At 61.1% G+C, this 22,288-nt stretch carries 19 protein-coding genes and 1 riboswitch; of the genes, 1 reads left to right on the top strand and 18 read right to left on the bottom strand.

What is annotated here, in order from left to right:
- Window position 1: 1 nt before the first annotated feature.
- The 8 genes from chrA to merT form a co-directional block, all read right to left on the bottom strand.
- Window positions 2–1,375, bottom strand: a complete 1,374-nt coding sequence (gene chrA / locus WOC76_RS00600) for a chromate efflux transporter (protein ID WP_341102712.1) — start codon at window positions 1,373–1,375, stop codon at window positions 2–4.
- Window positions 1,372–2,199 (bottom strand): sulfurtransferase/chromate resistance protein, encoded by an 828-nt coding sequence (locus WOC76_RS00605; RefSeq protein ID WP_341102714.1) that lies wholly within the window; start codon window positions 2,197–2,199, stop codon window positions 1,372–1,374. Before WOC76_RS00605 ends, chrA begins: the two co-directional genes overlap by 4 nt.
- Before the next feature lie 181 nt (window positions 2,200–2,380).
- Entirely contained in the window at window positions 2,381–3,436 is a 1,056-nt protein-coding gene (locus WOC76_RS00610; RefSeq protein WP_341102716.1) for an AI-2E family transporter, read from the bottom strand.
- A gap of 373 nt (window positions 3,437–3,809) precedes the next feature.
- Window positions 3,810–4,661, bottom strand: coding sequence for a 4,5-DOPA-extradiol-dioxygenase (gene ygiD / locus WOC76_RS00615; RefSeq protein ID WP_341102718.1), 852 nt, complete (start codon window positions 4,659–4,661; stop codon window positions 3,810–3,812).
- Window positions 4,662–5,082: 421 nt separating this feature from the next.
- Window positions 5,083–5,580 carry a DUF2703 domain-containing protein gene (locus WOC76_RS24165; RefSeq protein ID WP_445928446.1) on the bottom strand — a complete coding sequence of 166 codons (498 nt, stop codon included), beginning with the start codon at window positions 5,578–5,580 and terminating at the stop codon, window positions 5,083–5,085.
- Window positions 5,581–5,873: 293 nt separating this feature from the next.
- Window positions 5,874–7,709, bottom strand: coding sequence for a mercury(II) reductase (merA, locus tag WOC76_RS00620; protein ID WP_445730568.1), 1,836 nt, complete (start codon window positions 7,707–7,709; stop codon window positions 5,874–5,876).
- A gap of 3 nt (window positions 7,710–7,712) precedes the next feature.
- Entirely contained in the window at window positions 7,713–7,991 is a 279-nt protein-coding gene (gene merP / locus WOC76_RS00625) for a mercury resistance system periplasmic binding protein MerP (RefSeq protein WP_341102720.1), read from the bottom strand.
- A 16-nt stretch (window positions 7,992–8,007) separates the two neighbouring features.
- Window positions 8,008–8,355: a mercuric ion transporter MerT gene (gene merT / locus WOC76_RS00630; RefSeq protein WP_341102722.1), complete on the bottom strand. Its 348-nt coding sequence runs from the start codon at window positions 8,353–8,355 to the stop codon at window positions 8,008–8,010.
- Window positions 8,356–8,627: 272 nt separating this feature from the next.
- Here merT and WOC76_RS00635 point away from each other — a divergent pair, with 272 nt between their 5' ends.
- Window positions 8,628–9,122 carry a MerR family transcriptional regulator gene (locus WOC76_RS00635; RefSeq protein WP_341390065.1) on the top strand — a complete coding sequence of 165 codons (495 nt, stop codon included), beginning with the start codon at window positions 8,628–8,630 and terminating at the stop codon, window positions 9,120–9,122.
- Window positions 9,123–9,135: 13 nt separating this feature from the next.
- On the opposite strand, the gene WOC76_RS00640 is transcribed toward WOC76_RS00635, so the two are convergent.
- The 10 genes from WOC76_RS00640 to WOC76_RS00685 form a co-directional block, all read right to left on the bottom strand.
- Complete coding sequence (locus tag WOC76_RS00640; protein ID WP_341103030.1) at window positions 9,136–9,354, bottom strand: hypothetical protein; 219 nt, start codon at window positions 9,352–9,354, stop codon at window positions 9,136–9,138.
- Window positions 9,355–9,392: 38 nt separating this feature from the next.
- Window positions 9,393–9,731: a hypothetical protein gene (locus WOC76_RS00645; RefSeq protein WP_341102726.1), complete on the bottom strand. Its 339-nt coding sequence runs from the start codon at window positions 9,729–9,731 to the stop codon at window positions 9,393–9,395.
- A gap of 234 nt (window positions 9,732–9,965) precedes the next feature.
- Window positions 9,966–10,667, bottom strand: coding sequence for an adenosylcobinamide amidohydrolase (locus WOC76_RS00650; RefSeq protein WP_341102727.1), 702 nt, complete (start codon window positions 10,665–10,667; stop codon window positions 9,966–9,968).
- A 67-nt stretch (window positions 10,668–10,734) separates the two neighbouring features.
- Window positions 10,735–11,304, bottom strand: a complete 570-nt coding sequence (locus WOC76_RS00655) for a hypothetical protein (protein WP_341431223.1) — start codon at window positions 11,302–11,304, stop codon at window positions 10,735–10,737.
- A 139-nt stretch (window positions 11,305–11,443) separates the two neighbouring features.
- Window positions 11,444–12,031 carry a DUF7676 family protein gene (locus WOC76_RS00660; RefSeq protein WP_341103032.1) on the bottom strand — a complete coding sequence of 196 codons (588 nt, stop codon included), beginning with the start codon at window positions 12,029–12,031 and terminating at the stop codon, window positions 11,444–11,446.
- A gap of 91 nt (window positions 12,032–12,122) precedes the next feature.
- Complete coding sequence (locus WOC76_RS00665) at window positions 12,123–14,702, bottom strand: TonB-dependent siderophore receptor (RefSeq protein WP_341102731.1); 2,580 nt, start codon at window positions 14,700–14,702, stop codon at window positions 12,123–12,125.
- Window positions 14,703–14,820: 118 nt separating this feature from the next.
- Window positions 14,821–15,019, bottom strand: a riboswitch (cobalamin riboswitch).
- 227 nt (window positions 15,020–15,246) lie between these two features.
- Window positions 15,247–16,023, bottom strand: coding sequence for a carbon-nitrogen hydrolase family protein (locus WOC76_RS00670; RefSeq protein WP_341102734.1), 777 nt, complete (start codon window positions 16,021–16,023; stop codon window positions 15,247–15,249).
- A gap of 236 nt (window positions 16,024–16,259) precedes the next feature.
- Complete coding sequence (locus WOC76_RS00675) at window positions 16,260–17,660, bottom strand: TolC family outer membrane protein (protein ID WP_341102735.1); 1,401 nt, start codon at window positions 17,658–17,660, stop codon at window positions 16,260–16,262.
- Window positions 17,657–20,875 carry an efflux RND transporter permease subunit gene (locus WOC76_RS00680; RefSeq protein ID WP_341390059.1) on the bottom strand — a complete coding sequence of 1,073 codons (3,219 nt, stop codon included), beginning with the start codon at window positions 20,873–20,875 and terminating at the stop codon, window positions 17,657–17,659. The genes WOC76_RS00675 and WOC76_RS00680 overlap by 4 nt, the downstream gene beginning before the upstream one ends.
- 12 nt (window positions 20,876–20,887) lie before the next feature.
- Complete coding sequence (locus tag WOC76_RS00685; RefSeq protein ID WP_341103034.1) at window positions 20,888–22,048, bottom strand: efflux RND transporter periplasmic adaptor subunit; 1,161 nt, start codon at window positions 22,046–22,048, stop codon at window positions 20,888–20,890.
- Between the last annotated feature and the right edge of the window lie 240 nt (window positions 22,049–22,288).

Genomic DNA, 22,288 nt, shown 5'->3' on the forward strand with positions numbered 1-22,288 from the left:
TTCAAAGCGCCCCCATGAGGAAGAGACCGATCCCAAGGACGCAAGAGCCCGCCAAAGTCGCAAGAATTCCAACTTTGAACTTGAAGACTGCAAGCGCAGCGGCCGCCGAGAGCGCGAGGCTCCAGAAATCAACGCTCGCAAAGACCGGCCTGTCGAACGATAGGCCGTAAGCGTCGACCGCGACGGTCTCCCGGAAGATGGTGTGGATCGCAAACCATATAGCGAGGTTGAGGATGACCCCGACGACCGCGGCGGTAATGGCCGCCAGAGCGCCGGATAGGGCCTTGTTGCGGCGGACTTTTTCGATGTAGGGCGCGCCCAAAAATATCCAGAGGAAGCAGGGGGCGAAAGTAACCCAGGTCGCGAGCAATCCACCGAGCACGCCCGCAAGGAGGGGCGGCAAATCCCCCGGCGAGCGAAACGCCGCCATGAAGCCCACAAACTGCAAGACCATAATCAGCGGGCCGGGCGTGGTTTCCGCCATGCCAAGGCCGTTGAGCATCTCGGCAGGCGTCAACCAGTGATAGGCATCGACCGCCTGTTGCGCCACATACGCAAGAACCGCATAGGCTCCGCCGAAGGTCACGACCGCCATTTTGCTGAAGAACACGGCGATCTGCGAGAAGACATTTTCGGTACCTGCGACAAGCAGGATTGCCGCAACCGGGACGAGCCAGAGCGCGAGCCAGATCAGGGTGACATTGAGCGCCCGTTTGGCGGAAGGCCGCGCGTGAGCGGGCGTCTCATTGCCAAGGAGGCTTTCGCCATCCTCATGCGTGGCTCCATGTCCGGCGGCCGCGAATGCAGGAGTCCCATTCGCAGCGCCGACATATCCAATCACCGCCGCCGCCAGAATGATGAGAGGAAATGGCGCCGCAAAGAGGAAAATGGCGACGAAGGAGGCAGCCGCCAGAGCGCGCATTGGCCAGGATTTGAGCCCCCGTTTACCGATCCGCACGACCGCTTCGATGACAATGGCAAGAACGGCGGCCTTTAATCCGAAGAACAGCGCTGCAATGGCCCCGACATTGCCCCAGAGCGCATAGGTGATGCTAAGCGCCATGATCGAGACGACGCCTGGGAGAATGAAGAGCCCGCCGGCGATCAGCCCGCCGAGCGTTCGGTGCATGAGCCAGCCGATGTAGGTGGCGAGCTGTTGGGCCTCGGGGCCGGGCAGCAGCATGCAGTAGTTGAGGGCGTGCAAGAAACGACTTTCCGACACCCATTTCTTTTCATCGACGATGACGCGATGCATCACGGCGATCTGCCCAGCCGGCCCGCCGAAGCTCAGCAAAGCGACACGCGCCCAGACTCGAACCGCTTTGGACAGCGACACGCCATGATCGCAGGTGTTGGTTCGAATGTGTAGGTTCATAGCGCTTTCCCTGATTTGGTCGCCGGCCAGTTGTGAGGTTCGTCGCTCGCGTCTCGACACCAGCGATAGAAGGCGTCGTAGAGCGTCATTCCCGCTTCGAGCTGCGCGAGGTCATCGGCATACATGCGGGAGAGGCCTAGCGACGCAGCGAGGAGGCCTGCTGCCTCAGGGGCAATATCGAGCCGCGCCGTATCCGCCCCGCGCACAATGACCGCGAGCTTTTGCAGCGGCTCCGACGCCAGGCCCCATTCTTCGAGCATGGTGTCAAAAGTGCAGCGCTCGCCCCGGTGGCTCCAAAACCCGCCCTCAATATCGAAAGCCGCGCCTCCGAAGCGCTTGGCAACGGCCGGCGCCTCAGCAGGGGCGACGAAAAGAAAGACGGCGCTTGGATCGACGAAGCGGCGAATAAGCCACGGGCAGGCGATACGGTCGACTTTCGGGCGTGCGCGCGTGACCCAAATGGTCCGCCCAAAAACGTCGCGCTCAGGCAATGCCGCGTCTGGGATCACCGGCCCGCCAAATTTGACCCAAGCCGTGTGTCCGCCGCTCAGCGCATCGGCGGCGCTTGCGCCCGCATGCCGGCGCCACGCGGCAACACCCTCGCTCGCCTGTCCGCCGTTCTCGTCAATGACAATGACAGGCCGACCGGCGAATTCTGACGCCCAGTCCGACACCGATTCGTGTCGGCGGCGCGACGCGCCAGCCACAAAGCGCGGGTCGGCCTTGTACTCGTGGTCCGTCCGCACGTCGATGAGAGCGGGGCAATGCGGAACGCCGATGAGACGCGCGAGCTTATCGGGAAAGATGGAGTTGATTGACGACATGGTGCGCCCTTGGTGGAAAACCGGACGCGATTCTTGGGCATGTCGCCTCGTGGGGAGATCGCTTCCCCATGGGCGTCAGTTTGCGGTTTTGGGGTCAGAAGTCAAGACCCAAGCGCGTCTCCCAGGCTGGCGTTTCTTCGAAAAAAATGCCCTCGGGCCTCGCCGCAGGGCCCTGCATTGATCAGAGCCGTCCATCCGGCCTCGGACCGTCCGCCGCCAGCCATTCCCGCCAAACGGCGAAAAGCACCGCAAGAATGAGCGGCCCGAGAAATAGGCCGACAAGTCCGAATGCGAGCAAGCCGCCCATGACCCCGAAAAGGACGATGACGAGAGGAACGTCGGTCGCGTTGCTGATCAATAGAGGCTTCAAAATGTTGTCCGTCGGATTCACGATGAAAGCTCCCCATGCCAGCAAGGCGAGCCCGGTGCTGATTTGATCGGAGAGAAGAAGCCATAGACCGATCGGCCCCCACACTGCGACAGTGCCCAGAAACGGCACGAGCGCCGTCACTGCAGTGAGAGCGCCTAACAAGATCGGAGTTCCGACGCCGATGAAGGCGTAGCCGATACCGGCAATCAGCCCCTGCGCCAAGGCGCTGACAATCAGTCCGAAAACCACGGCTTGTGTCGTCTCTCCTACGGCTTTCAAGTAACGGTCCGCCGGCTCGCCGGCCACTTTGCGGAGTCCTCTGCGAGCCTGCTCCAACACCAGCTCGCCGTCGCGATAGAAGAAGAAGAGCGTTATGGTGGTTACCGCGAGTTGCACGGCTGTCCGCCCGATTCGCCCGATTATCCCCGCGAGCTCACGCACCCACGGCTCCAACCAATCTTTCAGTTGTTCTTTGCGCAGCTCGGGATCGTTCCATACCTGGGTCACCGCCTCGTCCAGAATTGGACCAAGAACAGGAATGCTCGCGATAGCTTTCGGCAAGACAAGCGGCTGATCGGCGAATTTCGTCGACATGTCGCGGTAAGCTTCCGCAAGTTCGCTTTGCAGCCTGATCAACAGAAAGGAAACGGGCACGACCAAGACGACCATGAGCACAAGCGTAGCAATAGCTGCGGCAAGTGAGGAACGGTTTCCACAAAAGCGCAAGACTCGCAAGTAATATGGGCCGGTTACGTATGCGAGAATGCTGGCCCAAACCAGCGGTGTGAGGAATGGCCTCACGACGACAAAACCAAGCCCGATCATCACGCCAAGCAAGACAAGACCGAAGATCTGACGATTTGGCATTGTCCGTTGTCCCCGATGTTTCGTAATCGAATTTTCAGAGCCTGGGGGCGAAGCATAGTCGAAACGGAGGCGGCGACCAGTGAGCCGAACTCCCAAACGGCCCTGTAGACCAGCGTTTTGGCCTGCGCGCTGTCGGCTGCGTGGTGTTTTGGAACACGGCCTTGCCACCGCGACAATCTTGCCGCCGTGCCTTCGGCGCGCGGATTACCATCGCCGATTACCGCGGCGGCGCCCGCACCCCGCGAAGGCCAGCGCCGTTGTGCGCCCGATCTCGCAAGATACTACCCGTGGAAAGCGACTTCCACTTTGCTGTGAACCTCTCTTTTGGAAGCTGTTTGCCGGCTTCCCACCGCAGGCAGGCCGTATTGCCTGGTTAGATGTTTGTTTGATCGGGCGGTACACCATCGGGCCGCAGCGCCGCGCCATCGCCGGCTTCGCAGTCGATCCCTTCCATGCCCACGCCGTAGCAGGTCATCGACAACGACCCCATCGTATAGCCTCGCAACAAGGCCTTGGCGTCCAGGTCGGCCGCAGCAAGCCCCGCCGTATAGAGCAGCGGAATAAAATGATCGAGCGTGGGGACGGCCATGTCGTAATCGGGATGTTCTGTCGCCGCGAGAATGTCAGCGGGCGCCTCGGTCATTTGCTGCACCACCCTATCGTCAAAGCGGCGCGCCCAATCAGCGCCGGCATCCGGGCGGCTCCATTCGATACGCCGGAGGTTGTGCACGACATTGCCACTTGAGATGATCAGCACGCCGTGTTTCCGCAGTTTGTTTAGCCTGATCGCAAGGTCAAGGTGATAATCGAGCGGCTTGAGCGCATTAATCGACAACTGGACAACTGGCACGTCGGCTTTCGGGAACAGGTGTGCCAGCACGCTCCACGTGCCGTGATCGAGGCCACATTGGTCACGGTCGGCGCCGACCCAAAGCGGCTTGACCGCCTCGGCCACTTCGCCGGCCAGTTCTGGCAGGCCGGGTGCGGGGTAGTCGAAGGCAAACAGTTTATCAGGAAAGCCGTAGAAGTCGTGGATCGTGCGAGGCCGGGCCATCGCCGTCACGGCGGTTGCTGCGATGAACCAGTGCGCCGATACTACCAGCAGCGCGCGCGGTCGGGGCAGAGCCCGTCCAAGCCTGCGCCATGCCCGCGTATAGCCATTATCCTCAAGCGTGTTCATTGGACTGCCGTGTCCGATGAAGAGGGTGGGCATAGTTTCCATCATTCTCAGTCTTTCGTTGCATGGCAGGTCAGAGCTTCAGCCTGTGCCGATTCCGACGAAGGCGCCCGTCTGTAACGGGATGATGCCACCCTTGGATTGTAGAATGATGCCGCCCGGCGCCGGTGCCAGTCGGCTGCTGATTTTCTCTCATCTGCTCACGATTTGGGTCAAGCCGATTCCCGCCTGTTTACCGCGCCTGCGTCGCAGGCTTTCGCCAGCGAGTTCGATGCGGTGGCCGTTATGCACGAGGCGGTCGATGATCGCGTAGGCGGGATCACTGATGACCGCGTGATGGGCTGGCCGCCGCATGCCGGGAGACACCGGCGGCAAAGCGGAGGAATATGCGCAGCCAGGAGAAGCGCATATCGTAGCAGGCACTGCTCAAGCCATGAGAGGGCATTTGCCGTAGTTAAGCAGAGCGTTATCAGGTTCTATGAGCCCGGGACCCTAACTCAATCCAGATGCGGTTCGACTCCGAGGGGTTGGCCTTGAACGACTTTTCGTCTAGCTCCCTTATCTCAAGACTTGGCTCAACGCCCAATGGAGGAAGCGATTGTTTGAGCTTTGCGATTGCGCGTTCCAATTCTTGATACGTAGCGCCACACCGATCGCACGTCTTACCTTCGGAACTCACGAGTCTCTGCCAAATAATTGGTAGCGGTTTCATAGGGTACGACCTCCTATCGGCGATTGCCACATTAACCCGCAGTGAGCGTGCTAAAGTCCACTCCGCGATAGCCGGCTTGCGGGTGACGAAGGCCGGCTCATAAACGATCGGCGGACCTTTGCGCTGCTCCACAATGGCTACTTGTGTGACTGTCGCTTTCCAAGTCATAGATCGTCTGCGTCTGCGTCTGCGTCTGCGTCTGCGTCTGCGTCTGCGTCTGCAGCGATCATTCCGCCTCAAGGCCCAATCTCGCATCTAACCACCGCCTAGGGGTGCAGCCAACCCTTACCCAGCGGCCGAGCAAAGTCTGAGAACTGCGCCGAGTTCCGGGCAGCCAAGATAAGCCGTCGCCCCCGCAAGGACGTGCGTCGCGCCGAGCCAGCTTGCGAAGAGGGCGAGCATGATCTAAGCAACGCTCGGCAACGCCGGCACTAATGACAGCCGGGCAACGCCGACAATCAGTCGCGCCGAGCGCTGCCGGGTGATTCAGCGGACGCCGGCCGGAGGTATCGCCGTTATAACAGGGTGCGGCGCGTTCTTTCATCTGATCACCCCGCGCAACAGGACAGTTGTTTCACGTCCTTGCTGAAGGTCTGCGCCGCGAGCTTCAGTCCCTCGACCATCGTCAGGTAGGGGAACAGTTGATCCGCTAATTCCTGCACGGTCATGCGCGCCCGGAGGGCGATCGCCGCCGTCTGGATAAGTTCGCCCGCGTCCGGCGCGACCGCCTGCACGCCAATGAGCCGTCCCGAACCTGCTTCGGCGACAAGCTTGATGAAGCCGCGCGTGTCGAAGTTCGCTAGCGCACGCGGCACATTGTCGAGCGCCAGTGTGCGGCTGTCGGTCTCAATGCCGGCGTGGTGCGCTTCCGCCTCGCTGTAGCCAACAGTGGCGACCTGCGGGTCGGTGAACACCACGGCTGGCATGGCGGTTAGATCGAGGGCTGCATTGCCGCCGACCATATTGATCGCCGCGCGCGTGCCGGCCGCCGCCGCGACATAAACGAACTGCGGCTGGTCAGTGCAGTCCCCGGCGGCATAAATATGCGCCGCGCCGGTGCGCATGTGCTCGTCAATGATGATGGCCCCTTGTGCATTGACGGCGACGCCGGCAGCCTCCAGCGCCAGCCCGCGCGTATTGGATGCACGGCCCGTGGCGATGAGGAGCTTATCGGCGCGGATTTCGCCGTCCCCCGTGGCGAGCACGAATTCGCAGTCCGAATAGGCCACGTTGCTCGCTTGCGTGTGCTCCAGCACCTCGATGCCCTCCGCCCGGAAGGCGGCCGTGACGGCCTCGCCGATCGCCGGGTCTTCGCGGAAGAACAGGGTGCTGCGGGCAAGGATCGTCACTTTGCTGCCCAGTCGGGCGAAGGCTTGCGCCAGTTCGACGGCCACGACCGATGAACCGATGACGGCCAGCCGCTCCGGTATCGTGTCGCTTTCAAGCGCCTCGGTGGAAGTCCAATAGGGCGTCTCGTTCAATCCGGGGATGGGCGGCACCGCTGGACTCGCGCCCGTGGCGATCAGGCAGCGGTCGAATCTGACTTCACTTTCGCCGCCTTCGTTCAGCTGAACAATCAAGCCGCGATCGTCTTTGAACCTTGCCACGCCGCACAGGACGGTGATGGCGGTATTGCCTTCCAGAATACTCTCGTATTTGGCGTGGCGCAGTTCATCGACGCGCGCCTGTTGTTGGGCAAGCAGTTTCTCCCGCTTAATCGCTGGCTTGCTCGCCCCAATGCCTTCGTCAAACGGGCTCTCCCGGCGCAGGTGCGCGATATGGGCCGCGCGGATCATGATCTTGGAAGGCACGCAGCCGACATTGACGCAGGTGCCGCCAATTGTGCCGCGCTCGATCAGCGTGACGCGCGCGCCGTCTTCGGCAGCACGCAGCGCCGCCGCCATGGCCGCTCCGCCGCTGCCGATGATCGCCACCTGTAATAGCAGCCCCCGGCGCTCCGGCTTGGCTTCTTTGTCGAGATTATTACCGGAGCGCCCCTCTGGAGGGGTGGCGGCGCGGGCGTGTTTTGCGACCACGGCTTGATAGCCGGAGGCCTGCACAGCGGCGGAAAACGCCGCCGCATCGAGCGGCTCATCGCCACTGACCCGCGCTGTCTCTTCGGCGTAGGACACGTTCGCCTCACGGACGCCAGGGACTTTCAGCAGCGCCTTTTCGACGTGACTCGCGCAGCCGCCGCACGTCATGCCGGCGATTTGCAGAACCACACTGTTTTTATGCTTCGGCTCATGTGTGGCGCGGGTTTCGCCAGCGCCAAGTCGCTGCCCAATGGCGCTACGGACGCGCGCGAAAAACGGCGTGGCATGGCTTGCAGCGACGGCAATCGAGTCGGCGAACGCTGTCTTGAATGAGGGTCGTTGATCCATGACTCAGTTCTTCAGTTCCGAAGGGTAGCCGGCTCCCTCGGTCGCCTTGGTGAGCGCCTCGACGGTTGTTTTCGTGTCGTCGTAAGTCACGACGGCTTCTTTTTTCTCGTAGCTCACCTCGATTGCTCCGACGCCGTCGACCTTGCTCAGCGCCTTCTTGACGGTGATCGGGCAAGCGGCGCAGGTCATGCCGGACACCAACAAGGTGACGGTCTTCGTCGCGGCATAGGCTGGCGCGCTGAGGACGACCGCCAAGGTGACGGCTGTGGCGAGTTTTATCATGATCGGGAGTCCTCTTTCAGTAGAACAGCGGCAGTACGTAAGGGAAAATCGTTGCCCCGCCGACGAGCGCGGATACGCCCCAGAAGATCAGCTTGTAGGCCGACCTCACTTCCGTCATGGCGCAGACCTCTCCCGGCTTACAGTCGATAGTCGGGCGGTAGATTCGTCGCCAAGCTAAGAACAGCGCAACGAACCCCGCGCTGAGGAACAATGGCCGGAACGGCTCGAACGCTTTGAAATTGCCGAGCCATGCGCCGCTGAATCCGAGGCTCACCAACAGGAGCGGCCCAAGGCAGCAGGCCGAGGCGAGGATCGCGGCGACACCGCCGGCGATCAGAGCCTTACCGTGTGATTGTTCAGACATAGGTTCCTCTTTCAATCGGCCATGACCCAGCGCGCAAAAAGAAACAGCGCGCCGGCGACCGCCGCTGTCACCGCAAACCCAACCGGCGTCATCGCCATTTGGATGAGACCAAGACCCTCCCCGTCACACATCGCAACGTCCTCCTTGCCAGACTGGAGAGCTGCTCGAAACATGCGTTGTTTCGGCTCCCGAGTTCTCCTATCCTCACTCTGCGGCCTGTAGCCGCTACAGGGTCAAGGAGCTTTTTTCCCCATTCAGGAGGGCCGGCGGCGATGAAAGCGACAGGCTTCTCGATCGGCGAATTGTCAAAGCGGAGCGGCGTGAACATCGAGACCATCCGTTACTATGAGAAAATCGGCGTCATGCCCGCGCCCGGCCGCAGCGCGGGCGGCTATCGCCTTTATGGCGCTGACCATCTCAAGCGGCTGAGCTTCGTGCGACGTAGCCGGCAACTTGGTTTCAGCCTTGACGAAATTCGCGGGCTGCTCCGTCTTGTTGACGGGGACGCCTACACATGCGCGGAAGTTCAGGCGCTGACGCTCAATCATCTGGCGGAGATTCGCCGCAAGATCACCGACTTAAAACGGCTCAAGCGGGTGATGGCGGAAATGGCCGCGCAGTGCAGTGGGGAACGAGCTCCCGAGTGCGCGGTCATTGATGTGCTTTTTGATGCGCGGCCGCCATCTAGTGAACCCCAAGGGAGTCAATCGCGGCCGAAGAGGGGGCGGGCGGCGAAAAGCACCTTAGGCTTCGCCGTGCCAAAGTAACTGGATGCAAAAATCAAAATTTTCGCACCATAAGCCATCGCCTTAGAGCGACGAGCGACCAGACGGCTTCAACCAGACCGAAGGGCCAAGCTCCTTGCAGGAACCCATAGGCGGAGCCGAGAGCACACGACAAAGCAAAGAGCAGTACGAACCAATGGCTGTGGTCTTCGAGCGCGTAGCACACAAGCATTGCAGAAACGGCGAAGAGACCAAAGAGCGTAAGCGCATCCATCCTTGAACTTACCACAGCCCACACGACCTTGCGCTCCTTCATACGACATGAGCAGGCGCAAGACGGCATTCGCCGTCTCGGGTTTCGATCTGAATCGTCGCATGTCGGATACGGAAGCGGTGCTCTAGCTCATGCGCCATGCCCGCCAAAAATCGGTCATCCAATTGCGAAAGCGGCGTCGCGGCGCCCGGCAGCGATCGAGCGACAACGAAGATAAAGACCGCCGGGAAAACAAGATCGAACGCTGCGGCGACAAGCGCGGGTTCACTTCTCGAGAACAAGCCGGCGATTCGACCTAGAAGCCAAAGGGCGACGAGGCCGGCGAGCGGCGCACCTAAAAAGCCGGCGACGACGGCGCCGCCGAAACCAAAGGCCATTTCATGCGCGTGCCAGATAGTCGGGGAATCGTGTTGGCAGTTCAGCCGCCGCCTCCAAATAGGCGACTGACGCGATCCGGCTGTTCGAGCGCCGGAGTATCTGAAAGGAGAGGGCTGGCAGTTCTAGAGCCTTTAGGTGGATTCGGCACTCTCGCGATTGAACCGCGCGGGCGGCCTCGCGGCGCGGGATCCGTCGCCCGCAGCCTGATAGCGACGCGCTGTAAAACTTTACGGTCATAGCGCCCCTTCCGAAGTTTTCGAGTTAGGACCATCCTCGCGATTTTCCGCGTTCCACTCCATCGCGCCGGCATACGTCGCATCATACACAGCCGCGCCGATGGCCTCGCCGAGATCGGTGTGGAGACCCGCGCACGATTCAAGCTGATTGCCTTCTGGCGCCGCGACGAGAATGCAGTCCGTCCCTGTGCCGGTAATGGCTGGTCCGCCCCGATCAGGGTTCGTCTCCATGACCGCCGCCGTTCGCGCTTGCGTCGCAATGGAGACGGATTCGACGAAGGCGCCGGCCGAGAGCGAATGCGAGACGTGTACAAGCGTATTGATCGTGCCAGGCAAAAGAACCTTTTGACCTCGACGCGTGCCGATTCTTTCCCCATTGGTCAGACCGACCGTCGCCAAACATGTTGCGATGACCGAACCGATTCTTGATTGGGAAATATGATGACGGCCTATCTCCCGAGAAGTCATGAAGGCCGCAGCATCAGAAAGGCCGCGTGACGCTAATTTCTTCTTCAAGAACTCCACAGGATCGACATGGGGCGTGAGATCCGCGTTGCGAACTTCCAGCCAAACAACTTCTCGGGTGCAGCAAAAGCCAGGCTTGGTGATCGACCATCCCAAGGTTCTTTGCGTGTTTTCAAACCTGACGATGAGGAAGGGGGGCTCCAGATCGAGACGAAATGGCAGCAACTGAGTCATACAGGATCCACATTTCAAGCAATCCTGCGGAGCGCAGGCTGGAAGCCGGGCGCTCCGCGAAGCGCCTTCAGATGTGGCGCGGCGCGAGTGTCGCCGACAACTTGCGCCGAGACGTTGCATTCGTGAGGACTGTTTTCAGGGCCCAGAGACCGCCGAAGGCGCAGGCATTAATGAGAAAAATCCGCGCGACGGTCGCCAGCGCGACGTCATCGGCGCTGATACCGACGGCAAGATCGATTGCGATGAGCGAGCCCTCATAGACCAGAAAGGCTGCCAAAAACGCAACGAAAGCGCCAACGGCCCCTGCGAACCGCCGCGTCGCCAGTCCGGCGGCCTCGCACGAAAGCGCGGCGATCATCCCAAGCGCCCCGCCCCAGGCGAAAGTCTTGCCATCCATCGGGTAGTGCATAAAGGTGAAGCCCCACGCCTGATTGGCGAGCCATACTGCGCCGACTGCCGCTAAGGCTTCGCGGCGGCCGAACGACATGGCTGCGATCGCAGCGAACGCCGCGAGCGGAACCGCGCAGGCAAAGCCTACTGTCGTCAGAACGCTTGCGATGGTCAACGCGCCCATGCCGATCGCGGTGCGCGAAGGAGAGGATGCCGAGTGCGTGAAACCCAGATTAATCGCGGTCATATTAGGTCTCCGTAAATTGAAGATGGCTGAAACCTCTTGGGCCATCGGCTCCGCTCGTCTCCAGTATAGTTAGTTTGACGAGAAGGAAGAAGACCGGCGGTCGCTGCTCGGAACAGCCGCCGGGAAATGTTTGCGACAATCAGGCATGCGCGAAGCGGCGCCCTGAACGGTCGACCGGGTCGGGGTTGGTAAGGCCGAACCATCGCGCCCGAAGCTTGTCCCACAACGCGAGACGCGACCAATCGGGCTCCTTCAGGAACTTGTCGGTCTCCGGATGCAGGAACGGGTTGGGCAGGAGCACGGTGAGCTGCTGCTCGTTCGCGCCGTTGAAGAGCTGGACTCCCCATGACATCGGCACGCAGGAGCGCCCGATCCGGCGATAAATCTCCGCCCGCGCCGTGCGCCGATGACGCGCCACGTCCGGGGGCGTCGGCCGGCTGCGCGGGCCTTTGTTCTCGCCGATGCAGATGTGAAAATGCGGAACGCCAAAAGCCACCGTCAGATAGCCGTCGAGCATTCCGATGCGCGTCGGCGGGCGATCGGTCTTCATCTCCCAAGCGGCGCCCTGAATGAGGATGCCGAAGGTGATCTCCCGCCAATGGTTCTCGAAGAGATCGCGGAGAAGCTCCTCGAGGCTCGCCGGGTCTGTGGGCAGCGAGAACACGTCGAGCGGCGTTCCATCGGGCTCGACCATTCGTGTCGGCGCATATTCGGCAACCTCTGACATGGCGTTCACTTTCTCTTCGTCGACGGAGCAGAACCCCTATTTCCGAGGAGGCGCATTGCGCGCTCCTCGAGGATGCATGACGGCGCGCGGCTCAAAACGACACCTTGATCGACCCACGGAACGTCCGCGGGGCGCCGATCACGTTAAAATTGTACCCAGGCATGTTCCACCCCACCTGGACTGGATTGGTAAAGGGCACAGCGAAGCCGCCAGGATGGGAGGCGTCGAAGGCCTGAGGACCCAAGCCGCCGGTGACGAAATAGGTCTTGTCGAGGAGATTGCTCACATTGAGCTGTGCGACGACCTTGAATCGGTCGAGGTTGAACTCATAGGCCCCGAAGAGGCCGACGATTCCATAGCTCGGCGTGGATTTCCCATAAATATAGGATCCATCATTGGCGGTATGAAAGAAAGGAAGATAGCCGGTGTAATCGTAGCGCGCCCCCACGCGCAGACCCTTCATCTGGCCGTCCCTGAATTCATAGGCCGAAGACAGGGAGCCGACATTGCGCGGAACGAAGGGGATCGGCTGTCCCACAACCGGCACCCCGAGGTAAGTTGGATTTGACTTGGTGGTGATTGCGTCGGTGTTTGCGTAGGCGAGATTGACGCTCCAGCCGGGCAGAAGCTCACCTTGGATGTCGAGTTCCGGGCCCTGCGAGCGCCCTTGGCCTATGAGCAGCACGTGGTTGAAATCATTGGGGATCCCGATCGGAATATTGGTCTTGACCAAATGGTAATAGGCCGCCGTGGCCTGAACCCTGTTATCGAACAGGGAAAGCTTGATTCCGCCTTCCTCCTGCTCGCCGGCGCTCGGGGGCGTCGGGTCGTTCGAGCCGTAGACCAGCTTGCCGTCATAGTTCGGGCTGTACGATTCGGCGTAATTTCCGTAGAAGCTGATCCATTCGAGCGGCCGCCACAACAGCCCGACGCGCGGCGTGACCCTCTGGCTGACGAACCTCGACGTGTTGCCGAGCGTGTTGAAGTTACATGGAATCGCAATTCCCGAAAACCAATTGGACGAAAAAGGCCCGCAGAAATGCGTGTTGTCGGAGGCGCCGGTTCTGCTGTCGATATATTGCCAGCGGGCGCCGCCGAGCACGTGAAAGCCGAAGGGCAGTTTGATCTGGTCCTGCAGATAAACGCCGTAATTGTCGGCGGTTTGCTGGGTGGCGTTGTAGGGAACAAGCCCGCCGATGGGGGTCGGGAAATACGGCGCGCCGAACAGGCCAACCGCCCCGTAGTTTTGCGGGAGCATATTCAGGCCCCTGAAGTTATACCGGTAGTAGTCTGCCCCCGACAACAGCGTATGGTTGAGATATTCCCCGGTGTTGAAATGACCGACGAGGTTGATTGTCGTCGCATATTCCGCCTGTCTATTGTCAGACGGAAAAGAACTATAGTTCAGAATGACACTGTTTGGTTGGGATACCGGGGTGAAGGCGCCGTTGAATCCGCACAGCGAGAAGCCGCCAAAAGAGTAGGCGCCCGGAGTCACGCAATCGGTGATAGAGGTGGTCCCGCCGTTGTTCTGCCAATTGCTATGCAACAGTTGCATGAACAAGGTTTGCTGTATCGACCAGTCCTTGTCGAAGTCGTGATGCCACGTCAGCTCGCTGAAGTTCTGCTGCTGAGTGTAAGGCGAGTTGGGCCCCCAGTTGAAACTGCGCCCGAGCCATAGAGGGGAGAACATCCCGTAATAGGGCACATAAAACCAGTCCTGATTCAGATTGTTCTGCTGAAACTGAGTGGACGCTCTGATCCAGCTGCCGTCGTCGATGTTCCATCTGACGACCGGGTTGATCATGATATTTTTGTTGTAGTCGAAAGCGCGGAACGACCCGTCGTTCTCATAGGACATGATGAAGCGGTAGAGCACGTCCTTGTTGGCGGTCACCGGCCCCGTGGCGTCGACGACCGTCCGATAGGAGGCGTAGCTGCCCATTTGCTGCTGCACGGAGGCGGCGGGCTTCGCCAATGGCTGCTTCGTGTTGATGTTGACGATGCCGCCGGGCTCCACCGCGCCGTAGAGGATGGCGGCGGGGCCTTTCAGCACCTCGACGCTCTCCACATTGGCCATCTCAGCGGTGCTGGAGCCGGTGAAGTTGAGGCCGAAGCTGTCGACCCGGAAACCGTCGCGGAAATAGTTCTGCGTTGCGAAGCCGCGCAGGATGATCTGTCGGAAGGAATTTCCTAGCGCCGCGTCGCCGCCGCCCGAGACGGCGACGCCGCTGACGTTCTTCAGCGCCTGGTCCAGCGTGATGGCCTGCTGGTCCTCGAGCATCTGCCGCGTGACCATTTTCGTGGTGACTGGCGTGTTCATCACCGGCGTATTGACCTTGGTCCCGAGCGACTCGATCGGCGCGGCGTAGGAGGTGGGATTGTTGCAAACCCCGTCGGCGCAGATTTGCCCATTGTTGCCAGGGTCGATTTCTGTGCCGTCGCCGTCCGCTTCCGCCTGTTGGCCGGCAAGAGGCTGTCCCGTTCCGGGCGCGCCGGAGGCGCGGCCGAAGCTCGGCTTCGGCGCGCCAATCTCGATTACCGGAAGCGTTTCTTGGGCGAGAGCTGGCGACGAGAAGGCCGCAGAAAGAACGTAGGGCAAGAGGGGCGAATTGCGCCGCACGGCGGCGCAAACGCCGCCTTTGGCGGTTGTCGGGAGAAGGGACTTCATGAGCCAAGACTCGCAGCAACGTGGGCCGTCACTGCGAAAAGTCTATCCCTGTCGCTTTGCGTTTTGACGCTCAGCGACAGTTTTGACCGCCTCGGTGCACCCCGCCCGACGCTTTCGCGCGTGACCACGATTGATGGCAGGTCTCCTGGCTCGCGGGTCGTCGCCTTGAACCGCCTTCCCAGGAAGGTTTTCCCAGTGGCTTTTTGGCTCTAAGGCTCGCCGCTTACAGTTGCGGGGGCAGCCTCGGCATAGCGCTATGCAGCGCGCACCGAGTTCCCTTTTGATCCCCGAAGGGAACCATCTGGCCTATAAAGGCCGAAGCCGGCCGGTTTAGTCAAGCCGTTTTGTAGAGCGCGCCTCGAGCAGTCCTGAAGCGTTGCATTTTCGCATCAGCGCGACGGGGCGGGCAGGTGGATCGTGCGACTTTGTCAGTGAACAAACCTGCCCAATTGCATGACAGTGGAGGCGATGCACTTGGCGCAGGCTTTTGCGGCGCCCTTGGAAGGTAAGCACGTTTTTGCTATTTACAGTAATTCGCTGAGCGTTATGGAAGCGGAGTTATCTGAGAATACCGAACAAGCTGATTTCCTTCGAAGCTCCAATCGACCCAAAAGATAGCGTTTCGCGGCGCCGTAAAACTTACGACTCGTCTCCCGCGATTTGCGACGACGCTTTGTGCGATCGTGAAGTCTAGATGGCGTTCTTGGCCGGTGCGGTTGCAAACGAAAACGGGCAGCGATGTCGCCTGACTGACTGCCTCCCATTCTCCATTCGGACCATGAAGCCCAGGCCCCCAGGCGGCGGACGACACCAGTGCACGCGCCTCCTGATCTGCAAGGGAGGCCGCGATGACCGGCGTGAACGCGTCGGCGCATATAAGCATGCCGACAAAGCCAAATCCGTCGATGTCAACAGGGGAAATGGTTTCACCTGGTGTGGACCAGGACTCCGCACCCACACGCAAGGCGTTGATCTTCCTGTGACGCCCGGCAATCCGGCCTCTCCGGTCGATGGCAATCATACTGTTATACAGTTTTTCCCCGACACGCTCGGGAACAGACAGAAACACGGTGAGGCGACGTCGGAGGGCCAACGCGGCTATGCCTTGAACCCAATGGTCTGGCTGGCTCTCGATCCAGTCAGTGCCTAAGTGCTCGGCAAACTCATATCCAGTTGTCACGAGTTCTGGCGTAATAACCCATTCTGCGCCCGCATCGGCCGCGGCCGCCAACGCGGTCTCGACAAGTTGCCGATTTTGCTCCAAAGCGCCCGGAGTCGGGGCCAAGTGCAAGAAAGCAATCCGCGTTGGAGCAGCCGCCATTGGGTAAGCCTTGTTGCCCGATTTTTTTTACCATAACGAGGCGTTAGAGTACGCCGCCAAGGGCGAGGTCAGGTTGATGGCTTGGCGCCAACCTAGCCCAAGCTGGCACGTTGCGCCAAATCGCAAAAATGCGCCAGTTTGCGCACGCTCCTGCAGGCCGGTTGATTCTTCGATACGCAACGGGTTCCTCCATTCCGCGAATTCCAACCGGTTGCATTTCGATGAGCCTGTCAAAGCTAATTCGGCGTCTCCATCCCGCCCCAGAGGTCCTTGACCTGATCGAAATGAATGGCTGGGTCATAAAATGCCTCGCCGAGGCCGAGCGTTTCGGTCGACAGCCGCCCCATGGCGGAGAGCACAGCGTAAGAGGCGACGACGCGTTCACGCTGCGCGAACAGCAGGCTAATGCGGGCGTTGAGCAACTCCTGCTGGGCGTTGAGAATGTCGAGCGTCGTGCGCTGACCCGCCTTGGCCTCCTCACGGACGCCATAAAGGGCGCGCTCGGCGGCGGCGATCTGGGTCTGCGCGGCGCCGATCTGGGTTTTGGCGGACTGCAAGGCGCCCCAATTGGCGCGCACCAGCGCTATGACGTCGGCGCGGGCGACGTCGGCGTCGAGCCGCCGCTGTCCGGCGACTTCCTTCGCCTCCCGCACCTGTGACGAGGTGAGGCCGCCTTCGTAGAGCGGCACGTTGAGGCGCCCACCGACATAGGCGCCGATGTTGCGGTTATAGATCCCGGCGACGTCCGTCTGCGTGAAGGCGCTGCCGACGATGGAGAATTTCGGCATGAAATCCGCCTCGATCACCTTGATGTCGAGATCGGCGGCGTCGGCGTCGTGCAGCGCGGCGAGGATGACGGGATGCTCCGCCTGCGCGATCCGCTCGACCTCCTCGCGCGTCTTCGGGATCAGGCGATCTACCGCCGCGCCCGGGGCAAGCTTTCTCGGCTCGTCGCCGATTGTCTGACGATAGGCGCCGATCGACGCGTCGAGGGTCGCGCGGGCCTGGCCGACCAGCGATTGCCCCGCGGCGAGCCGGGCTTCCGACTGCGCGATGTCCGTCAGGGTGATCTGCCCCGCGACATAGCGCTCGCGCGTCTGGCGCAATTGCTCGGCGAGCACCGCGACATTGTTCTCCTGAAGGCGGAGCGCCGCCGTGTCGCGCAGGACATTCATATAGGCCGAGACCGCGTTGAACAGCACGCGCTGCTCGGTGAGCCGCAGCCGCTCGCGGCCTGCGAACACGCCCGTTTCCGCCATGCGTGCGGCGTTCTGGGTCTTGAAGCCGTCGAAGACCGGTTGCTCGATGTTGAGATTGGCGGAGCGCGGAACGCTGCCGCCGCTCTGAATGCTCTTGACCGGCCCCTGCAGCGTCGAATCGGTCAAAGGAATGTCTTGCTGCTTTGTGACCATCCGGTTTTCCTGCACGCCGAGAAAGGCGCCGGCGTTGGCGCGCGGCCGCATGCCGGAGAGCGCCTGCGGGACTTTCTCGTCGAGCGCGCGGACGCCGGCGCGACCCGCATTGATGACCGGGCTGTTGTTATAGGCGCACAGCAATGCGCCATTCAGCGTCTCGGCGCGAAGGCCGGGCGCGAAAGCGCAAAAGGCCACAACAAGGGCGACGCGCGCGCGTCTCAAAGGGCCTCCCTTTCCCGCGCCGCCTTGAGCCTCGTCTGATCCTCGCCGAAGAAGGCGTAAAGCGCCGGCAGCACGATGAGCGTCAACAGCGTCGCGCTGATCAGGCCGCCGATCACCACGGTGGCGATCGGACGCTGCACCTCGGCGCCGGTCGACGTCGCGAGCGCCATGGGCACGAAGCCGAGCGAAGCGACGAGCGCCGTCATCACCACCGGACGCAGACGCGTCATGGCGCCTTTGAAAATCGCCTCCCGCTCAGGCACGCCGCTCACCATGAGCTGATGGATATAGGTGCGCATGACGAGGCCGTTCAGCACGGCGACGCCGGACAGCGCGATGAATCCCACTGCCGCGGACACCGACATGGGCATTCCGCGCAGCCACAGCGCCAGCACGCCGCCGACGAGCGCCAACGGCACGGCGGTGAAGACGAGAGCCGCGTCGCGCGCCGAGCCCAGCGCCGAATAGAGCAGGAGGAAGATCATGAAGAAGCAGATGGGAACGACGATCATCAGCCGCGCGCGCGCCGCCGCGAGATTTTCGAACTGCCCGCCCCATTCGATCCAGTAGCCGGCGGGTATTCGCACCTTGGCGTCGACCTTGCCGTGCGCCTCATTGACGACGGAGGCGATGTCGCGCCCGCGCACATTGGCGCTGACCACGATGCGGCGCTTGCCATTCTCGCGCGAAACTTGGTTCTGGCCTTCGGCTTCTGCGAAGCCTGCGACCTGCTTGAGCTGTACTGTGGAGACGCGACCTTGCGCGTCCGGCGGCAGGGAGACGGGAATGGTCTCTAATGCATTGGCATTTTCCCTAAGGTTATCCCGCAGGCGCACGATGATCGGGAAGCGACGGTCGCCCTCGTAGATCATGCCTGCGGCTTCGCCGCCGACGGCGGCGCCGATCGTATCTTGCACAGCCGCTAAGCTGAGGCCGTAGCGCGCGATAGCGCCCTTATCCACCTTGATGTCCAAGACCGGCAGGCCTTCAACCTGTTCGACCTTGACGTCCTCTGCTCCAGGCGTTGAGCGCAAAATGTCAGCGATATGGTTCGCCGCTTTCAACAGGACATCGAAGTCTTCGCCGAAGACCTTTATTGCAAGGTCGCCACGTACGCCGGCCAGAAGTTCGTTGAAGCGCAGTTGGATCGGCTGAGAAAATTCATAGGTGTTGCCAGGAATTTGGTCGACGCGCTCCTCAATCGCCTTCACCAGATCTTCTTTTGGAAGACTTGGGTCAGGCCATTTTTCCTGCGGCTTTAGCATGATGAACGTGTCTGAGGCATAGGGCGGCATGGGGTCCGTCGCAATCTCGGCCGTGCCGGTCTTCGAGAAGACGTAATCTACTTCCGGCAGTTTGCGGATCGCATCCTCCAGATCGAGCTGCATCGCCTGGGATTGGGTCAGCGACGTGCTCGGAATTCGAAGCGCCTGCATGGAAATGTTCTTTTCGTCGAGAGTAGGGATGAACTCCTGCCCCAGACCGAGATAAAGAAGCGCGGCAACGACGAAAGTGCCGACGCCGATCGCTATCACCTTGACCGGCCCGTCCATCGCCCAGCGCAGCACCGGCTCGTAAATACGTTTGAGCCACCTCACGATGGCGTTTTCTTCTTCATCCCCGTGGCCCGAGACGAAAAGCGCGATCATCGCCGGGAAGAAAGTGAGCGAGAGCAGGAATTCGGAGAGAAGCGCGATAATGACCGTCATCGCCATGGGGTGAAACATCTTCCCTTCGACCCCGGAGAAACTCAGGATCGGCAGATAGACAAGGATGATGATCGACTGACCATAAACGGTCGGGCGCCGCATCTCGACGGCCGCGTCAATTACCGTTTCAAGTCGTTCTTCGGTGGTGAGCTGGCGTCCAGCGGCGTGCTGGCGCTCGGAGAGGCGGCGCAGGCTGTTTTCGGCGACGATGATAGCCCCGTCGGCGATGAGGCCAAAGTCGAGCGCGCCGAGACTCATCAAGTTTGCGCTGATCCTGAAGACATACATCCCGATGGCGAGAAAAAGCATGGTCACCGGAATGACCGTGGCCGTCACCACCGCCGCCCTAAAATTGCCGAGCATGACAAAGAGCACGAGGATCACGAGGCCGGCGCCCTCTAAGAGGTTTTTAGCAACCGTTTTGATCGTCGCTTCGACGAGCACTGTGCGGTTCAAAATGGCCTTTACCTCGATCCCCGGCGGCAAAGATTTCGTGACAAGCTTCAACTTCTCATCGACGGCGGCGGAAACCGTGCGGCTGTTAGCGCCAATCAGCATGAGCGCCGTGCCGATGACGGCCTCCTCGCCATTCATGCTGGCGGAACCGGTGCGCAATTCCTTGCCGATCGACACGGAGGCGATCTCTTGCACCCGCACCGGCACGCCATTGCGCGTCGTCGCGACGACATTGCCGATGTCCTCCACGGTCTCCAGACGTCCTCCGCTGCGAACGACGAGGCCCTCGCCGTTGCGCTCCACATAGCCGGCGCCGCGGCTGACATTGTTCTTCTGGATCGTCGCCGCGAGATCTCCGAAGGAAAACCCGAGCGACATGAGTTTTGCCGGGTCCGGCTGGACATGATATTGACGCACATAGCCGCCGAGCGAATCGACGCCCGCGACGCCCGGCACGGTGCGCAGCTGCGGGCGGATGATCCAGTCCTGCGCCGTTCGAAGGTAAGACTCCTGCTCGACGGACGTGCGCAGCGGCATGCCTTCGGGCGTGAGATAGGCGCCATCCTTCTGCCAGCCGGGCTCGCCGGGGGAAGCGAGCTTATGCGGCTCCGTGAAGCGCACGCTCCACATGTAGATTTCTGAAAGGCCCGTGGCGACGGGGCCCATTCGCAATTCGACCTGCGGCGGAAAATCCTCGCGCGCTTGGCCAATGCGCTCATTCACCTGCTGGCGCGCAAAATAGATATCGACGCTGTCGGCGAAGACCGCTGTGATTTGAGCGAAGCCGTTGCGTGATAGCGAGCGTGTATATTCCAGACCCGGAATGCCGGCGAGGGCATTCTCAATCGGATAGGTGACCTGCTTCTCTATCTCGAAAGTGGAGAGCGCCGGCGCGCGGGCGTTGATCTGCACCTGGTTATTGGTGATGTCGGGGACGGCATCGATCGGCAGGTGGGCGAGCGCATAAAGCCCGAACGCGCCGACGAGCGCGACCAGCAATACGACCAGCCAGCGGCTATGAACCGAAAAGGCGATGATCCGCTGCATCATGGCGTCCGGCCGTCACTCCTCGGGGATTTCGCTCTTGCCCGCTTCGGCCTTGAGCACGAAAGTATTGGCGACGGCGATCGTCTCGCCAGGCTTGATGCCCTTGACGATCTCGACCGAACGCTCGTCGCCGTCGCCCAGTTCCACGACGCGCTTCTCGAAGCCATTCTTCACGCGGACGAAAACGACCGGCTCATTGTGAACGAGCTGGATGGCGGCGCGCGGGACTAGGACTTTCACCGGGCTTTGCTCGAGAGTAACCTCGGCGTTGAGCAGGACGCCAGGACGAAGCGCGAATCCCGGATTTTTGAAGGTTGCAATGACATCGCCAGTGCGCGTCTCCGGCGTGATCATCGCGTTGACGACCCGTACCCTGCCTTGAAAGCTTTGACCGTTTGTCGTCCTCAAGACGACCGGCTGGCCTTCACGCACGCTAGCGAGATTCGCGATTGGGACGGCAAGATCCGCCTCGACCTCGGAGAGGTCGGCCAGAACATACAGCTGGCTTTCGCTCGTCACGGGCTGACCCAAGCTTCCTAGGCGTTCAATGACCCGCCCCTTGATTTGCGCGTAAATTTCTTTCTCTCGTAGCCTTGAAATGGGTTGAGAAGAAAGCGCCGATATTTCTCCTTCGGAAAGATCCAGCGCGGCGAGCTTGCCACGCGCAAGATCGAGACGCAGCCTCGCCTCGGTGAAGGCTGCCTTGGCCTTGAGGAAAAGCTGCTCGGCGGTGATTTTCTTTTCGAAGAGCCCCTTCTCGCGCTGGAAGAGTTGCGACTGTAACTCGTAAGCAGCGAGCGCCGCGAGATACTCGCTCTTGGCGTCCGCCACCTCGCGTGAATCAATGATAGCGATGGTTTCGTTCTTCGCGACCTCATCGCCGAGCTTCTTGCGCATTTCGGCGACGACGCCCGAGACCTTGGCGGCGACGCGGGTAAGATGGTCTGGCTCTGGCATGAGGGCGGCGGGCACAGTAATTTGGCGCTTTATGAGGCCAGGGCCCGCACGGGCTGTGCCGATCTTGGCGGCGGAGATTTGGTCCTCAGTGAGCTGAATGATCGTTTCGGGCGTTTTTTGCTCAACAGGTTTAGGGACTTCCGTCCTTGGCGAAAAGACGAATCGCGCCGGCGCCCAAATCTGGGGGAACCACGAACCCAACAAGGCGCTTGCGAACATCGCTGCAACGAAGAGAAGCCAGCGGGAGGCTATTCTAGCGCTGCGCCATGCCCGCGCGACAAATGTCCGCCACGGCGCCCTCCCGCGATCGTGGTTTTCCACGTCGGCAGCTCCTAACTGCGTCTTGCTTCAACGACCCGGGCTGGCGCCGGGAGAATATTCTGGCTGGCGCCCCTCTCTGGACACGCTCAGCGTCGCCCCTCATATCAACCCTTAGCTGTCGATGCGCTGTCAGGAGCT

Source organism: Methylocystis sp. IM3, from assembly GCF_038070105.1.
Classification (GTDB): domain Bacteria; phylum Pseudomonadota; class Alphaproteobacteria; order Rhizobiales; family Beijerinckiaceae; genus Methylocystis.